General features: G+C 39.3%; 14 protein-coding genes. 11 read left to right on the top strand and 3 right to left on the bottom strand.

What is annotated here, in order from left to right; translation table 11 throughout:
- Positions 1 to 9 precede the first annotated feature (9 nt).
- The 5 genes from OZX56_RS05915 (at position 10) to OZX56_RS05895 (ending at position 5,259) form a co-directional block, all read left to right on the top strand.
- The gene (locus OZX56_RS05915; protein WP_277139257.1) at positions 10 to 678 is read left to right on the top strand and encodes an ATP-binding cassette domain-containing protein; all 669 of its coding nucleotides are present in this window, start codon (positions 10 to 12) and stop codon (positions 676 to 678) included.
- A complete protein-coding gene (locus tag OZX56_RS05910; RefSeq protein WP_277139256.1) occupies positions 675 to 989 on the top strand; it encodes a YxeA family protein in 315 nt (104 codons plus the stop codon). The genes OZX56_RS05915 and OZX56_RS05910 overlap by 4 nt, the downstream gene beginning before the upstream one ends.
- Before the next feature lie 167 nt (positions 990 to 1,156).
- Complete coding sequence (locus OZX56_RS05905) at positions 1,157 to 2,341, top strand: amidohydrolase family protein (protein ID WP_277139255.1); 1,185 nt, start codon at positions 1,157 to 1,159, stop codon at positions 2,339 to 2,341.
- Between the two features lie 527 nt (positions 2,342 to 2,868).
- Entirely contained in the window at positions 2,869 to 4,053 is a 1,185-nt protein-coding gene (locus tag OZX56_RS05900) for an amidohydrolase family protein (protein ID WP_277139254.1), read from the top strand.
- Between the two features lie 21 nt (positions 4,054 to 4,074).
- On the top strand, positions 4,075 to 5,259 hold the full coding sequence (locus OZX56_RS05895; RefSeq protein WP_277139253.1) for an amidohydrolase family protein: 1,185 nt from the start codon (positions 4,075 to 4,077) through the stop codon (positions 5,257 to 5,259).
- 217 nt (positions 5,260 to 5,476) lie between these two features.
- Here the strand turns inward: OZX56_RS05895 and OZX56_RS05890 are convergent, their stop codons facing one another.
- Together OZX56_RS05890 and OZX56_RS05885 are read right to left on the bottom strand one after the other, a co-directional pair.
- Complete coding sequence (locus OZX56_RS05890) at positions 5,477 to 5,998, bottom strand: hypothetical protein (protein ID WP_277139252.1); 522 nt, start codon at positions 5,996 to 5,998, stop codon at positions 5,477 to 5,479.
- A gap of 10 nt (positions 5,999 to 6,008) precedes the next feature.
- Entirely contained in the window at positions 6,009 to 6,884 is an 876-nt protein-coding gene (locus OZX56_RS05885; protein ID WP_277139251.1) for a Cof-type HAD-IIB family hydrolase, read from the bottom strand.
- Positions 6,885 to 7,065: 181 nt separating this feature from the next.
- Here OZX56_RS05885 and OZX56_RS05880 point away from each other — a divergent pair, with 181 nt between their 5' ends.
- The 3 genes from OZX56_RS05880 to tsaE are packed head-to-tail and all read left to right on the top strand — an operon-like array spanning position 7,066 to position 9,234.
- Positions 7,066 to 7,764, top strand: coding sequence for a uracil-DNA glycosylase (locus OZX56_RS05880; RefSeq protein ID WP_277127025.1), 699 nt, complete (start codon positions 7,066 to 7,068; stop codon positions 7,762 to 7,764).
- Positions 7,765 to 7,775: 11 nt separating this feature from the next.
- Positions 7,776 to 8,759 carry a phosphate acetyltransferase gene (gene pta, locus OZX56_RS05875; RefSeq protein ID WP_277139250.1) on the top strand — a complete coding sequence of 328 codons (984 nt, stop codon included), beginning with the start codon at positions 7,776 to 7,778 and terminating at the stop codon, positions 8,757 to 8,759.
- Positions 8,746 to 9,234, top strand: a complete 489-nt coding sequence (tsaE, locus tag OZX56_RS05870; RefSeq protein WP_277126239.1) for a tRNA (adenosine(37)-N6)-threonylcarbamoyltransferase complex ATPase subunit type 1 TsaE — start codon at positions 8,746 to 8,748, stop codon at positions 9,232 to 9,234. Before pta ends, tsaE begins: the two co-directional genes overlap by 14 nt.
- Positions 9,235 to 9,280: 46 nt before the next feature.
- Here tsaE and OZX56_RS05865 read toward each other — a convergent pair whose 3' ends face one another.
- On the bottom strand, positions 9,281 to 9,814 hold the full coding sequence (locus OZX56_RS05865) for a 3'-5' exonuclease (protein WP_277139249.1): 534 nt from the start codon (positions 9,812 to 9,814) through the stop codon (positions 9,281 to 9,283).
- Positions 9,815 to 9,907: 93 nt separating this feature from the next.
- Here OZX56_RS05865 and murB point away from each other — a divergent pair, with 93 nt between their 5' ends.
- Genes murB through OZX56_RS05850 form a run of 3 tightly spaced genes read left to right on the top strand, consistent with a single transcriptional unit; the run spans position 9,908 to position 12,653 of the window.
- Positions 9,908 to 10,807 carry a UDP-N-acetylmuramate dehydrogenase gene (gene murB / locus OZX56_RS05860; RefSeq protein ID WP_277139248.1) on the top strand — a complete coding sequence of 300 codons (900 nt, stop codon included), beginning with the start codon at positions 9,908 to 9,910 and terminating at the stop codon, positions 10,805 to 10,807.
- 29 nt (positions 10,808 to 10,836) lie between these two features.
- Positions 10,837 to 11,682, top strand: coding sequence for a diadenylate cyclase CdaA (gene cdaA, locus OZX56_RS05855; RefSeq protein ID WP_277126242.1), 846 nt, complete (start codon positions 10,837 to 10,839; stop codon positions 11,680 to 11,682).
- The gene (locus OZX56_RS05850) at positions 11,679 to 12,653 is read left to right on the top strand and encodes a CdaR family protein (RefSeq protein ID WP_277139247.1); all 975 of its coding nucleotides are present in this window, start codon (positions 11,679 to 11,681) and stop codon (positions 12,651 to 12,653) included. Before cdaA ends, OZX56_RS05850 begins: the two co-directional genes overlap by 4 nt.
- The last annotated feature ends 1 nt before the right edge of the window (position 12,654 follow it).

Below are 12,654 nucleotides of genomic sequence, written 5' to 3'. Positions count from 1 at the left end.
GTGGAAATAATGATTAAAGTAGAAGCGATTACTAAAGAATTTAAACAAAAACCCGTCTTAGAAAAAGTTAACTGCCAGCTCTCTGCCGGCAAAAGCTATGCCATTATTGGTAAGAGTGGTGCTGGCAAGACAACTTTTTTGAATATCTTGAGCGGATTGGAGGAGCCAAGTTCTGGCAGCGTGACTTTCGATGATTTACCAGTTAATGCCAAAAATCAAAAACAACTATATCGCAATCATTTTGGCTTTGTCTTTCAGAATTTTGGCCTGATTGATAATGAAACGGTTAAGCAAAATTTGGCTATTGGTTTGGCGAATCAAAAACATACTAAACAGTCGGCACAAGTGGCAATGCAGGCAGTGCTTGAGCGAGTTGGACTAGGCAAATTATCGCTTAAGCAAAAAGTTTATACCCTGAGTGGTGGTGAGCAGCAACGGATTGCTTTAGCGCGAGCAATCTTGAAGAAACCTGATGTGATTTTTGCTGACGAACCAACGGGTTCGCTTGATACTGAAAACAGTGAAGTAGTGCTCAATTCGCTCTTAAATGACTTTGGTCCAGATGCTACTGTAATTATTGCCACACATTCACCGCAGATTTGGCAGCAGTGTGACTATGTAATTGAAATTAAAGATCAAACTATTCATATTACAGAAAATGAGAGGATAGACAGATGAAGAAATTTTTACTAACTGTTTTGGGTATAATAGTTGTCTGCTGTGGCGGTATTTTACTAATCCATAACCAATACACGGATTATATCAATCCGTTAATCGACATGGAGATTAGTTATGCTAAGGTGCCTAAGCATACGCAAAAATATCGTAATGTGCAGGCCGTTGATAATAACGGCAAGAAGTTACCTTATAAAATTAAATATATTGGCGGATATGATCCAGGTCGGCAGTATATCTATATCGAGCACAAAGGTCAATACGTCAAGCAGATTGAATATCTTCCTAAAGATAAATTTCCTGGTCAAAAATAATTAAAAAAATCCGTTGCTAATTAGTAAGGGATTTTTTTGTTGCGCAATTTTAGAGAGCCTGGAATTTCTTGAAAGATATTTTTAATTAATTGTTGTAAAAATGTTCATCTAGTATTAGAATATTAAAATATAATGAAATAAATTGAAGTTAGTTTAAGGAGTACAAAATGACGAAAACAGCGTATACAAATGTTAATCTCTATGATGGCGAGCAAGAAGCGGTCAAGGCAAACAGCTACATGGTAGTTGATGATGGGACTGGTAAGATTACTGCTATGGGCACGGGGCAAGCGCCAGCTGCTGACCAAACGGTTGACTTAGCTAATAAATATGTGATGCCAGGTCTGATTAATTGCCATACTCACACGGTTAATGATCCCAGCGCCGCTGATGGCGATCCTACAGCTAATGTGGTTGAGACGACTGTGCGTTCAGTCAAGAACCTGCATACATTTTTGCAGTCTGGTGTTACCTACATTAGAGAATTGGGCAGCAATTATGATATTGATATTACGCTAAGTCGTTTGATAGCTGAAGGGAAAATTACTAAGGTTCCAGAAATCTTGCCATCGGGTCGAGCATATTCGATGACTGGTGGTCATGGCGATACACCTAATTTTGGTCATGCAGTTGATTCACCAGATGAAATGCGCAAGGCTGTCCGTCAGGGTTTGAAATTAGGTGCCAAAAACATTAAAGTCATGGCAACTGGTGGTGTTATGACTAAGAATGACTTTATGAATGATCCACAACTTAGCGTTGCCGAAATGCATGCTGCAGTTGAGGAAGCTCACCATAAGGGTTTGACGGTTGCGGCTCACGCTGAAGGAAATCCAGGAATTATGAATGCCATTAAGGCTGGAGTCGATAGCATCGAGCATGGCTTTTATGTTAATGATGAAGAAATCGACTTGATGCTTGAGCAGGGGACTTATTTGACGCCAACTGTTGTGGCTGACTGGGCTTTTCCGACATACGCTGAAGGTAAGGTTCCGGAATGGGAAATCAAAAAAGCGGCTGATGCACTAGACGATTTGCGTAAGAATATTACACATGCCAAAGACCGCGGCGTCAAGATTGCTTTGGGAACAGATGCTGGTACGCCATTCAATGACTTCTCCATGACGCCAGTTGAATTACAGCTGTTAGTGGAACAAGGCTTTACTAATTATGAAGCTCTGCGAACTAGCGTTAATTCTGCTAAATTGCTGCAGATTGATGATGAATATGGCACCTTAGCTGAGGGTAAGTATGCTGACTTTTTAGTCTTAGATGAAAATCCGTTGGCAGATGTTCATGCAGTAGCCCAAGCGGATAAAGCTGTCTACAAAAAGGGCCAACGGGCATATTAAGCTAGAGACATCAAAGATAGGTGTACTTAATTATTCCGATCTGCATAATGAAAAAGCTCAGGAAAACCTGAGCTTTAGCAGCTGAACTACTTACGTAGTTTGTCAATGATATCTTTGATATCATCAAGCACATCTTGAGCTTTTGCAAACACAAGATACAACATGAGTAAAAATATGAAATTTTGCACGAGATACTTAACGTGCATGCAAGGTGACTACTTGCAACGCGCGGTGACGGTCAATTATGACCGTCTTTTTTATATAACATTTTTTGATAAATTATGAGAAACACATAAAAATGGCATTCTTTATATTTACTAGCTTTTGATACTTTTTAGATTTTGTCTATATAGTTAAGCTATGGCTTTTTGGCTAATTTGTATTTTCAAGTCTAGCGATGTAATAAATAACATTTATAATTGCTAAATTATTATCATTTTATTTAATTTAATATTGTAAAACAATTTGCTAAGTATTAAAATATTAAATTATAATGAAGAAAGCGACGATTTAAGGGGTGAATAATCATGACCAAAACAGTTTATACAAATGCAAAGTTATATGATGGTGCAACAGAAGCTGTAAAAGCTGATAGCTATCTAGTGGTTGACGATGAAACGGGGAAGATAACTTTGATTGGTACTGGTCAGGCACCAATAGCTGATCAAGTAGTCGATTTGGCAGGCAAATATGTGATGCCAGGACTTATCAATTGCCATACTCATATTGTGAGTGATTCAGACAGTTATGATGCTGACTTAGGAGCTGACGTTGTAACAGCCACAGTTCGAGGCTTGCAGCACTTGCATGATTTCTTGCGCTCAGGTGTGACTTATATTCGGGAGTGCGGCAGTGCATATGATATTGATATTACAATGAGTCATTTAGTGCAAACCGGTAAAATAACTAAGGCACCTGACATTATGCCGTCTGGAATGGCATATTCAATGACTGGTGGTCATGGAGATTCGCCTAGCTTTGGACACTTAGTTGATTCACCTGATGAAATGCGTAAAGCTGTTCGTCAAGGTCTGAAAAAAGGTGCCAAAAACATTAAATTGATGGCGACTGGCGGAGTCATGACCAAGAATGATTTTATGGATGATCCGCAACTTAGCGTTGCCGAAATGCACGTTGCTGTTGAAGAAGCTCACCATAAGAATTTGATTGTTGCAGCTCATGCAGAAGGCAATCCAGGGATTATGAATGCGATTAAAGCCGGGGTTGACAGTGTTGAACATGGCTTCTATGTTAATGATGAAGAAATTGATTTAATGCTTGAGCAAGGAACTTATCTGACTCCAACGGTAGTGGCAGATTGGGCATTTCCAACTTATGCCCAGGGTAAAGTGCCAGAATGGGAAATCAAAAAGGCCACAGATGCTTTAGATGATCTACGTAAAAATATTACTCATGCCAAAGAACGCGGCGTACCAATTACCTTGGGTACAGATGCTGGTTCACCATTTAATGATTTTACGATGACGCCCGTTGAGTTGCAGTTATTGGTAGAGCAAGGTTTTACTAATTACGAAGCGCTACGCACGAGCGTTAATTCGGCTAAGTTAATGAAGATTGACGATGAATATGGCACGTTAGAGGAAGGCAAATATGCCGATTTTCTGGTCTTAGACGGGAATCCGTTGGCAGATGTCCATGCAGTGGCACAAGCCAACAAGATTGTCTATAAAAAAGGTCAGCGTGCTTATTAAATAAATTTTTAGGAGAAAATCATGAATCAAACGGTATATACTAACTTTAATCTTTATGATGGTGAGAAAAACGATGTTCAAGCAGATAGCTACATGTTAGTTGATGATGTGACGGGTAAAATTACGAAAATTGGTACAGGTAAAGCACCAACAGCTGATCGGACAATTGATTTGGCTAATAAGTATGTAATGCCGGGCATGATTAACGTGCATACGCATGTTGATAATGATTCAACCACTTTTGATGGCGATCCTGAAGCGAACGTAGTAGTTGCAACTGTACGAGCAGTTCAAAATCTGCATGAATTTTTGCGTTCTGGAGTTACTTATATTCGGCAGTGCGGTTGTTCGTATGATCTAGATATTCCACTTAGCCAAATGATTGCTACAGGCAAAATTACTAAGGTGCCAGAAATGATGCCGTCTGGAATGGTATACTCGATGACCGGGGGCCACGGCGATGCCCCTAATTCTGGTAATCTAGTTGATTCACCCGATGAGATGCGTAAAGCCGTTCGACAAGGAATGAAAAAAGGTGCTAAAGCAATCAAGGTAATGGCAACTGGTGGGGTCATGACTAAGAATGACTTCATGGACGATCCACAATTAAGTATTGCTGAAATGAACGTTGCTGTTGAAGAAGCTCACCACAAAAATCTGATTGTTGCAGCTCATGCTGAAGGAAACGCAGGTATTTATAATGCGGTAAAGGCTGGCGTTGATAGTATTGAACATGGTTTTTATGTAGATGATGAAGAAATCGATATGATGCTTGAGCAAGGAACTTATCTAACCCCAACGGTAGTGGCAGATTGGTCTCTGGCCAAATATGGCAAAGGTGTTTTACCTGATTGGGAAGTTAAAAAAGCCGCCGATGCTGTTGATGATCTGCGTAAGAATATTACGCATGCTAAGGAGCGGGGCGTAAAAATCACTTTAGGTACGGATGCTGGAACACCTTTTAATGACTTTACTAAAACTGCCGTTGAGCTGCAGTTATTGGTAGAGCAAGGTTTTACTAATTACGAAGCGCTACGCACGAGCGTTAATTCGGCTAAGTTAATGAAGATTGACGATGAATATGGCACGTTAGAGGAAGGCAAATATGCCGATTTTCTGGTCTTAGACGGGAATCCACTAGTTGACATCAAGGCAGTTAACGAGCAAGATAAGGCTGTCTATAAAAAGGGACAAAGAGCTTATTAACTTAAAACAAATAAAGTGTCTGGGAAATAACTCTGATTTTTAAAAATTAGGGTTAAAAGTGGCCGTTAAAATCGAATATTATTGCAAATGTTTTTAAGCTTTGTAACTTTTTCAGAGCTTAATATGAACAAAAGATTGCATCAAAAAGGGAATGTTATCTTTTTATTCTAACATTCCCTTTTGTGCTGAGTTTTTTCCCAGACACCTTTTTACTAAATTAATTTAATTTAATACTGATGTTGCCACCAATCGGTGGAAAAGTTGGTAATTTTAACGGAGTGGTGTGCCATTGGGTAAATAGTGTCGCACACAATAAAATAAAGGGGACGTCTTCCGGTCTAGAGATATCACAGGTCAAGACAACACCGGTTTTATTTACCTTCGTCTTTACAGTTGCTACTTGTTTGACACCAGATAAAAACTTGTAGCTACCTTTTTTAATGCTACCAGTGACTAAGTAGTTGAGCCTAGTAACATAAAAGAGATTAGCAATTTTGCTATTAAAGCGTTTGACCTTAACTAGCGAATGGTTAACCACATCTATTGTGAAGGAAGCGATGATGCCATTTCGATCAGAATAAAGTCGTCCAATTTCAGTACCAAGGGTAGTTTTTAAATATAAAGTATGGTTAGGATTATCAAGATTTCCTTGAATAATGAATTTTAATTCACCATTATCGAGAGCAACAGGAATTTGACCATATTCTTGTTTTTGACTTAATTCCATTAAATAGCGCATTAGTCAACCTCTATTCTTGCGCGTTATTTTTGATAAATTGTCTTAAAATATGGCCCACGCCATCGTCGTTGTTAGATTTGGTTTCAATCTGCGCGACCTGCTTAATAGCTGGTACAGCGTTTGCCATTGCGACCCCTGTACCAGCGGCACGGATCATGCTTTCGTCATTAAGATTATCGCCAATTGCTGCTATTTCTTCAGTTTTTAAGCCTTGTTTATGAGCGTAATCGAGCAAAGCTGAACCCTTTTGTGCCCGAATATCGTTGATTTCAATGTTGGCGGCAGAACTGGAAGTCACAGCCAAATCGCCAAGCGCTGTGATTTCTTCTTTGACTTCTTTAAATGCTGCATAACCTCGTCCGTCAAAGGCGATAATTTTAGTAATTTCAAGTTGCGGGTCGGCTAGTAACTGTTCAAAATTATCGACTAAAGTCATGCTAAGCATTGCATTGCTGCCAGCAGAAATAGCCACGGCTTCTTTAAAGGTTACGTTGGGATTAAGTGCTATTAGAGAATGAGCCAGATTAACAACACGTTGGCTGATGTCTGCTGAATAAATTTTGCTTTTTGTGACGATTTCAAAATAAATTTGATGTTTATATAAGATTTCTGCAACTGCTCGTGCCTTTGCAGTGGGTAATAAATGCTTAACTTGCAAGTTGCCGTTTGCATCGTAAACCAAAGCTCCGTTAGCATTGATAAAGCCAGTTTGTAAATCAAAGTCTTTCAGAGCGCTACGGGCTTGCTCAGGTGAGCGACCAGTTGCCACCAGAAATTCAATTCCACTATCTTGGGCAGCACGAATTGCTGAGATATTCTCACTAGAAACAGTCATGTTGCTGTTAAACAGTGTACCGTCAAGGTCACAAGCTACTAATTTAATCAATGGTAAGTAACGCCTCCTAATAATACTTATACAATTCCTAGTTTAATACTAACACAATGTGCGTAATTCGCAGCAAGTGCTTATGAGTGAAATTGCTAAAAAAATCTTTAATTAGCAATTTTTTGTCCAGTTTCATTAATTTTCATGATATCATAAAAGTTAACGGAAGAGAGGCTAGCTTATAATGAAACAGTTTATTGGCAATGATTGGGATGCCGTCTTGGAACCTGTCTTTTCAAGTAGTCAGTACCAGGAATTACATAATTTTTTAAAGAACGAGTACGCTACTAAGCAGATATTTCCAGATATGTATCATATTTTTACAGCTTTTAAGTTGACCACTTTTGCTCAAACTAAAGTAGTTATTTTGGGACAAGATCCTTATCATAATCCTGGACAAGCAACTGGGATGAGTTTTGCTGTGATGCCGGGAACTAAACTGCCACCATCATTACAAAATATTTATCAAGAATTATATGATGATGTTGGCTGTCAACCGGTTAATCACGGTTATCTCAAGAAGTGGGCTGATCAAGGAGTACTGTTACTAAATGCTGTTTTGACTGTCCCTTATGGTCATGCAAATGGTCATCAAGGACGCGGCTGGGAACAGGTGACTGATGCGGCAATTGAAGCGTTAAGTGAGCGCGGTAAGGTAGTTTTTATTTTATGGGGCAAGTTTGCTCAGAATAAAATTCCGCTGATTGATCAAAAGCGTAATGTGATTATTAAATCACCGCATCCGAGTCCATTTTCGGCAGATCGTGGTTTCTTTGGCTCACGACCATTTTCACGTTGTAATGCTGCCTTGAAAAACATGGGTGAAACACCAATAGATTGGCAACTGCCGGCTACTGTTACACAAGCTGATTTAGCATAGATAGGATTAACATGAGCGTTTTTAAATTATTAGAAGAAAAAGTTAAAATTGCACCTAAAAAAATCCGGATTGTCTTTCCTGAGGGGGATGATGAACGGATCCTGATGGCAGCTAACCGCTTAGCAGCAGCCCAAATTATTGAACCAATTTTATTAGGCAAAGTTAATGAACTTAAACAATCGGCTAGACAGCTAGGACTAGATTTATCAGGGGTTACACTAGTTGAACCAGAACCTGATGCTGAAATGATTACTGCTTTTATTGCAGCTCGCGGCCGCGAGCTTGAACGGCAACAGGTGCATGAACAACTGCAAGATGCCAATTATTTCGCTACCATGCTAGTTAAAATGGGTAAGGCAGATGGAATGGTGTCAGGTGCAGCGCATTCTACAGCACAAACGGTTAGACCAGCACTGCAATTGATCAAGACTGCAAAAGGGATGCATAGAGTTTCTGGTAGTTTTATCATGGAACGTGGTAGTAAAAAGTATCTTTTTGCCGATTGTGCAATTAATATCGAGCCTGATAGTGCAACTCTTGCTGAGATTGCAGAACAATCTGTTCAAACTGCTAAAATGATTAATCTAACGCCAAAAGTGGCCTTTTTGAGTTTTTCTACTAAAGGATCTGCCCAAGGGGAGATGGTTGATCGAGTAGCTGAGGCGGCCAAATTATTTAAACAAAAGTGTCCAAGCATTCCTGCTGATGGTGAATTACAGTTTGATGCTGCGTTTGTTCCAGCGGTTGCCAAACAAAAAGCACCTGATTCCCCGCTTAATGGTCAAGCTAATATTTTTATCTTTCCAGAATTACAATCTGGTAATCTTGCTTATAAAATTGCACAGAGATTGGGTAATTTTGGTGCAGTTGGACCAATCCTGCAAGGTTTAGCTCAGCCAGTTAACGATTTATCGCGTGGTGCTAGTAGTCAAGACGTTTATGACTTGGCAATTTTGACAGCAGCCCAGGTGTTAGAAAAGAATGGGCGAGGATAAGATGAAGCTTGAAGTAAATTCTGCAAGTGAAATGCAGCAGCTTGGTGTGATAATTGCGCAAACTGCTCAAGCTAGTGATGTATTATTGCTTAGTGGTGATTTAGGTGCTGGTAAAACCACTCTGACACAGGGAATTGGCCGCGGACTTGGTGTTAAAAGACCAATTAAAAGTCCGACCTTTACGATTGTGCGTGAATATCGCGAAGCTAGATTGCCATTATTTCATATGGATTTTTATCGACTAGTTGATGATGATTTAGCTTCGATTGATTTAAATGGTTATCTGGCGCAGGCAGGCTTGGTAGTAATTGAATGGCCACAAATGATTAAAGATAATCTGCCTAAAACATACTTGCAATTGACGATTAAGCGTATTGATGATAGTTGGAACTCAACTAAGCGCTTAGTTATGTTTAAGCCGCAAGGTGATCGGGCAACAGCTTGGAGCAAGGAAATTTATTCACAAATCAAATAAAAAACAGGATTGCAGTAATTGCAGTCCTGTTTTTCGTGAATCAAATTTAAACTTGTTCAACCAACTTTTTGATTGCCTCATCGCCGAATTGCTTGTGTTGAGCAATTAAAATACCACCGCAGGCTTCACTATCACTTAGAGCATTGTGATGATGCCAGAGTTCAACTGCCAAAGCGTTTGATACAGTATCAAGTTTATGGTTGGGCAAATCTGGTTCAAATAACCTGCTGGTCTTTAAAGTATCAATGACTAAATAATGAGGTTCTTGAATATCATAGCGAGCAAGACTCTGTCGCATAACGTTGGTATCAAAGCGTGCATTATGAGCACAAACGAGCATACCTGGTTGAAATAGTTCCTTAATTTGTGGCCAAACTTCGGCCATAGTTGGCGCATCTTGAACATCTTGAGCGGTAATGTCATGAATTTGAATGTTACGTGCGTCAAATGGCATTTGCGGATTGATGACAGTATAAAAACGATCAACAATTTGATCATCGCGCACCATTACCAGTGCTAGCGAACACGCGCTTTCTGGATGACGATTAGCGGTTTCGAAGTCCATTGCAATAAAATTCATTTTTTCTCCTTTAAAACTAATTTTTAGTATAACATAGTGTGAAGCGAGTAAGTGAATGCGGTAAAATAAAGAATAGATAAAGAGGTTTTAGCTTTGGAATTACTTAACTTAAAAAGGAATGGGCTTGAAATTAACCAGCAAGTTCCACTTAGTAAATATACGTTTACTAAGACAGGAGGACCAGCAGAATATTTAGCTTTTCCACGAAATCAGTCTGAACTAGAGCAGCTACTGCAGGCTGCTAAACTTGATGAGCTTCCCGTAACGGTTATAGGTAATGCCTCTAATTTAATCATTCGGGATGGCGGAATTGACGGTCTAGTGCTGATTTTGACTAAAATGAACCAAATAACGATCAGCAAGCAATCAGTCACTGCTGAAGCTGGCGGGAGAATAATTGATACGGCTTTTGCGGCTGCTAATCATGGTCTTAGCGGCTTAGAATTTGCTGCTGGGATCCCGGGCAGTGTTGGTGGTGCGGTCTATATGAATGCTGGAGCATATGGCGGCGAAACTAGCCAGGCACTATTAAGTGCTAAAGTGCTAACTTTAACTGGTGAGATCAAAGAATATTCTAATGAAGAAATTCACTTTACCTATCGTCATTCACTTATGCAAACCACTGGGGATGTCGTAATTGCGGCAACTTTTAAATTGCATCCTGGCAAAAAGTCGGCTATCCTAGCTCAAATGAATTATCTTAACGCATTACGCCGTTATAAGCAGCCATTAGAATATCCGTCTTGTGGCAGTGTCTTTAAACGGCCAGTGGGTCATTTTGTTGGTCCGATGATTATTCAGGCCGGATTACAAGGAAAGCAAATTGGCGGAGCGCAAGTTTCGCAAAAACATGCCGGGTTTATTGTTAATAAGGGTAATGCCACTGCTACTGATTATCTTAAGTTAATTGAACTAATTAAACAGACGATTAAACAAAAATTTGGGATAGATTTACAAACTGAAGTCAGAGTCATCGGTAAACCCAGCAATTAAAATTGCAAACTAGCAAAGGAGGAGAACTTATGCATTTTAACGTGGCGAATCTTTTAACTTGGAATAACTTGTCAATTGTACTTGATATTTTAATTATCTGGTTTGTAGTTTATCACCTAATTGTCTTGATTAGAGGGACGAAGGCAGTTCAATTAGCCAAAGGAATCGTATTGATTTTTATTGTGCGATTAATTGCAGGGGTTTTGCAGCTGCATACGACTACTTGGCTACTTGATCAGGTAGTTTCTTGGTCGGTACTAGGAATTATTATCATTTTTCAGCCAGAAATTCGGCGAGGTCTAGAACACTTAGGACGATTACCGATTTTTGGTGGGCATGAGGCCAGTGAGCGCGATGAGTCATTACGCTTTATTGATGAGCTTGACAAGTCAATTCAATATATGTCTAAAAGGCGGATTGGTGCCTTGATTACTATTCAACAAGAGACCGGCTTAGAAGATTATATAGAAACGGGTATCAAGCTTGACGCTAAGGTAACTGGTGAATTATTAATTAATATCTTTATTCCTAATACACCGCTGCATGATGGTGCTGTAATTATTGGCAAAGATCATGAAATAGCTGTAGCTGCCGCGTACTTACCCTTATCTGATAGTACGATGATTCCTAAGCGGCTAGGGACTAGACACCGTGCAGCAGTTGGTATTTCGGAAGTTACTGATGCAATTACGATTGTTGTTTCGGAAGAAACTGGTGGAGTAACGATTACCCGTAACGGTCGGTTTTATTTAGATATGAGTCGAGAGGATTACTTAAAATACTTAAAAGCGGAGTTAGTTCCAGAAGAAAAGTCAACACCCAAATGGTACCAAAAATTATTCAATAAAGTTTGGAAATGGGGTGCTGATCGATGAAAGCTTTTTGGAAAAAGTCTTGGTTTATTAGTTTATTGTCATTGCTAATTGCAGTTTTATTAGTAATTTATACAAATTATACCCAAGAAGGTTTTATGACCCAGGGACAGCCAGAACGTACTAAGCAAACGGCTAGTGAGAAGCAAACTGTTAAGGTGCCGCTGCAAGTGTCTGTTAATACTGATAATTATTATGTTGTTGGCTATCCTGCTAAGGTCAGTATTACGCTTGAGGGCTCTAGCGCATTAGTTACTTCTGCTGTTAATACACAAAATTTTCGGGTATATATTGATTTGACTCATAAGAGTGTTGGCGATCATACAGTAAAGGTTCGGGTTAGTGGGCTGAGCAATCAGGTTTCCTATAAAATTAATCCTAAATCTGTTCATGTAAATATTCAAAGACGAAAATCAGTCACAGAGCCTGTACAAATAGAGTATAATAAGGATGCTGTGGCCCATGGTTATAAGCTAGGCAAAACGAGCGTTTATCCGCAACAAGTTGAGATAACTGGTGCGCGGAGTGAAGTTGATCAAATTGATCAGGTAGTAGCTAAGGTTACTTTACCTAATGAAATTAATCATACTTATGAGCGGCAGGTGAGTCTAATTGCTGAAGATAGGCAGGGTCGTCAGCTTAATGTAATCATCGATCCGGCAACCGTTAAGGTAACTATTCCGATTTCAGTAGCCAAAAAGGCAGTTAAGGTAGATTTACGACCGCAACATGAAAAAGTGGATAAAGTTTATTCATTAACTGCTAAAAATGATTATGTTACTGTATATGGCAGCCAAGAGGCGTTGAAAAAAGTTAAACGGTTAAAAGTGCCGATTGATTTAAAGGATGTTCAGTCTACAACTACTAAAGAGGTTAAATTACCATTGCCTGATGGTGTGGTTAAAGCTGAACCTAATCAAATTAGCGTTCAAATTAAAGTTAAAGAATCGATGAATTCTAATAATGCTAAATAAA

Source organism: Lactobacillus sp. ESL0684 (genome assembly GCF_029392675.1).
Taxonomy (GTDB): Bacteria; Bacillota; Bacilli; order Lactobacillales; family Lactobacillaceae; genus Lactobacillus.
Note: the sequence above shows the minus strand (reverse complement) of the source record. Positions and strands in the feature narration are given on the sequence as shown.

Excerpts from the sequence above, each read along its gene's own strand:
- OZX56_RS05915 (WP_277139257.1), top strand. The coding sequence starts at position 10 with ATGATTAAAGTAGAAGCGATTACTAAAGAATTTAAACAAAAACCCGTC.
- OZX56_RS05910 (WP_277139256.1), top strand. The coding sequence starts at position 675 with ATGAAGAAATTTTTACTAACTGTTTTGGGTATAATAGTTGTCTGCTGT.
- OZX56_RS05905 (WP_277139255.1), top strand. The coding sequence starts at position 1,157 with ATGACGAAAACAGCGTATACAAATGTTAATCTCTATGATGGCGAGCAA.
- OZX56_RS05900 (WP_277139254.1), top strand. The coding sequence starts at position 2,869 with ATGACCAAAACAGTTTATACAAATGCAAAGTTATATGATGGTGCAACA.
- OZX56_RS05895 (WP_277139253.1), top strand. The coding sequence starts at position 4,075 with ATGAATCAAACGGTATATACTAACTTTAATCTTTATGATGGTGAGAAA.
- OZX56_RS05890 (WP_277139252.1), bottom strand. The coding sequence starts at position 5,998 with ATGCGCTATTTAATGGAATTAAGTCAAAAACAAGAATATGGTCAAATT.
- pta (WP_277139250.1), top strand. The coding sequence starts at position 7,776 with ATGAGCGTTTTTAAATTATTAGAAGAAAAAGTTAAAATTGCACCTAAA.
- tsaE (WP_277126239.1), top strand. The coding sequence starts at position 8,746 with ATGGGCGAGGATAAGATGAAGCTTGAAGTAAATTCTGCAAGTGAAATG.
- OZX56_RS05865 (WP_277139249.1), bottom strand. The coding sequence starts at position 9,814 with ATGAATTTTATTGCAATGGACTTCGAAACCGCTAATCGTCATCCAGAA.
- cdaA (WP_277126242.1), top strand. The coding sequence starts at position 10,837 with ATGCATTTTAACGTGGCGAATCTTTTAACTTGGAATAACTTGTCAATT.
- OZX56_RS05850 (WP_277139247.1), top strand. The coding sequence starts at position 11,679 with ATGAAAGCTTTTTGGAAAAAGTCTTGGTTTATTAGTTTATTGTCATTG.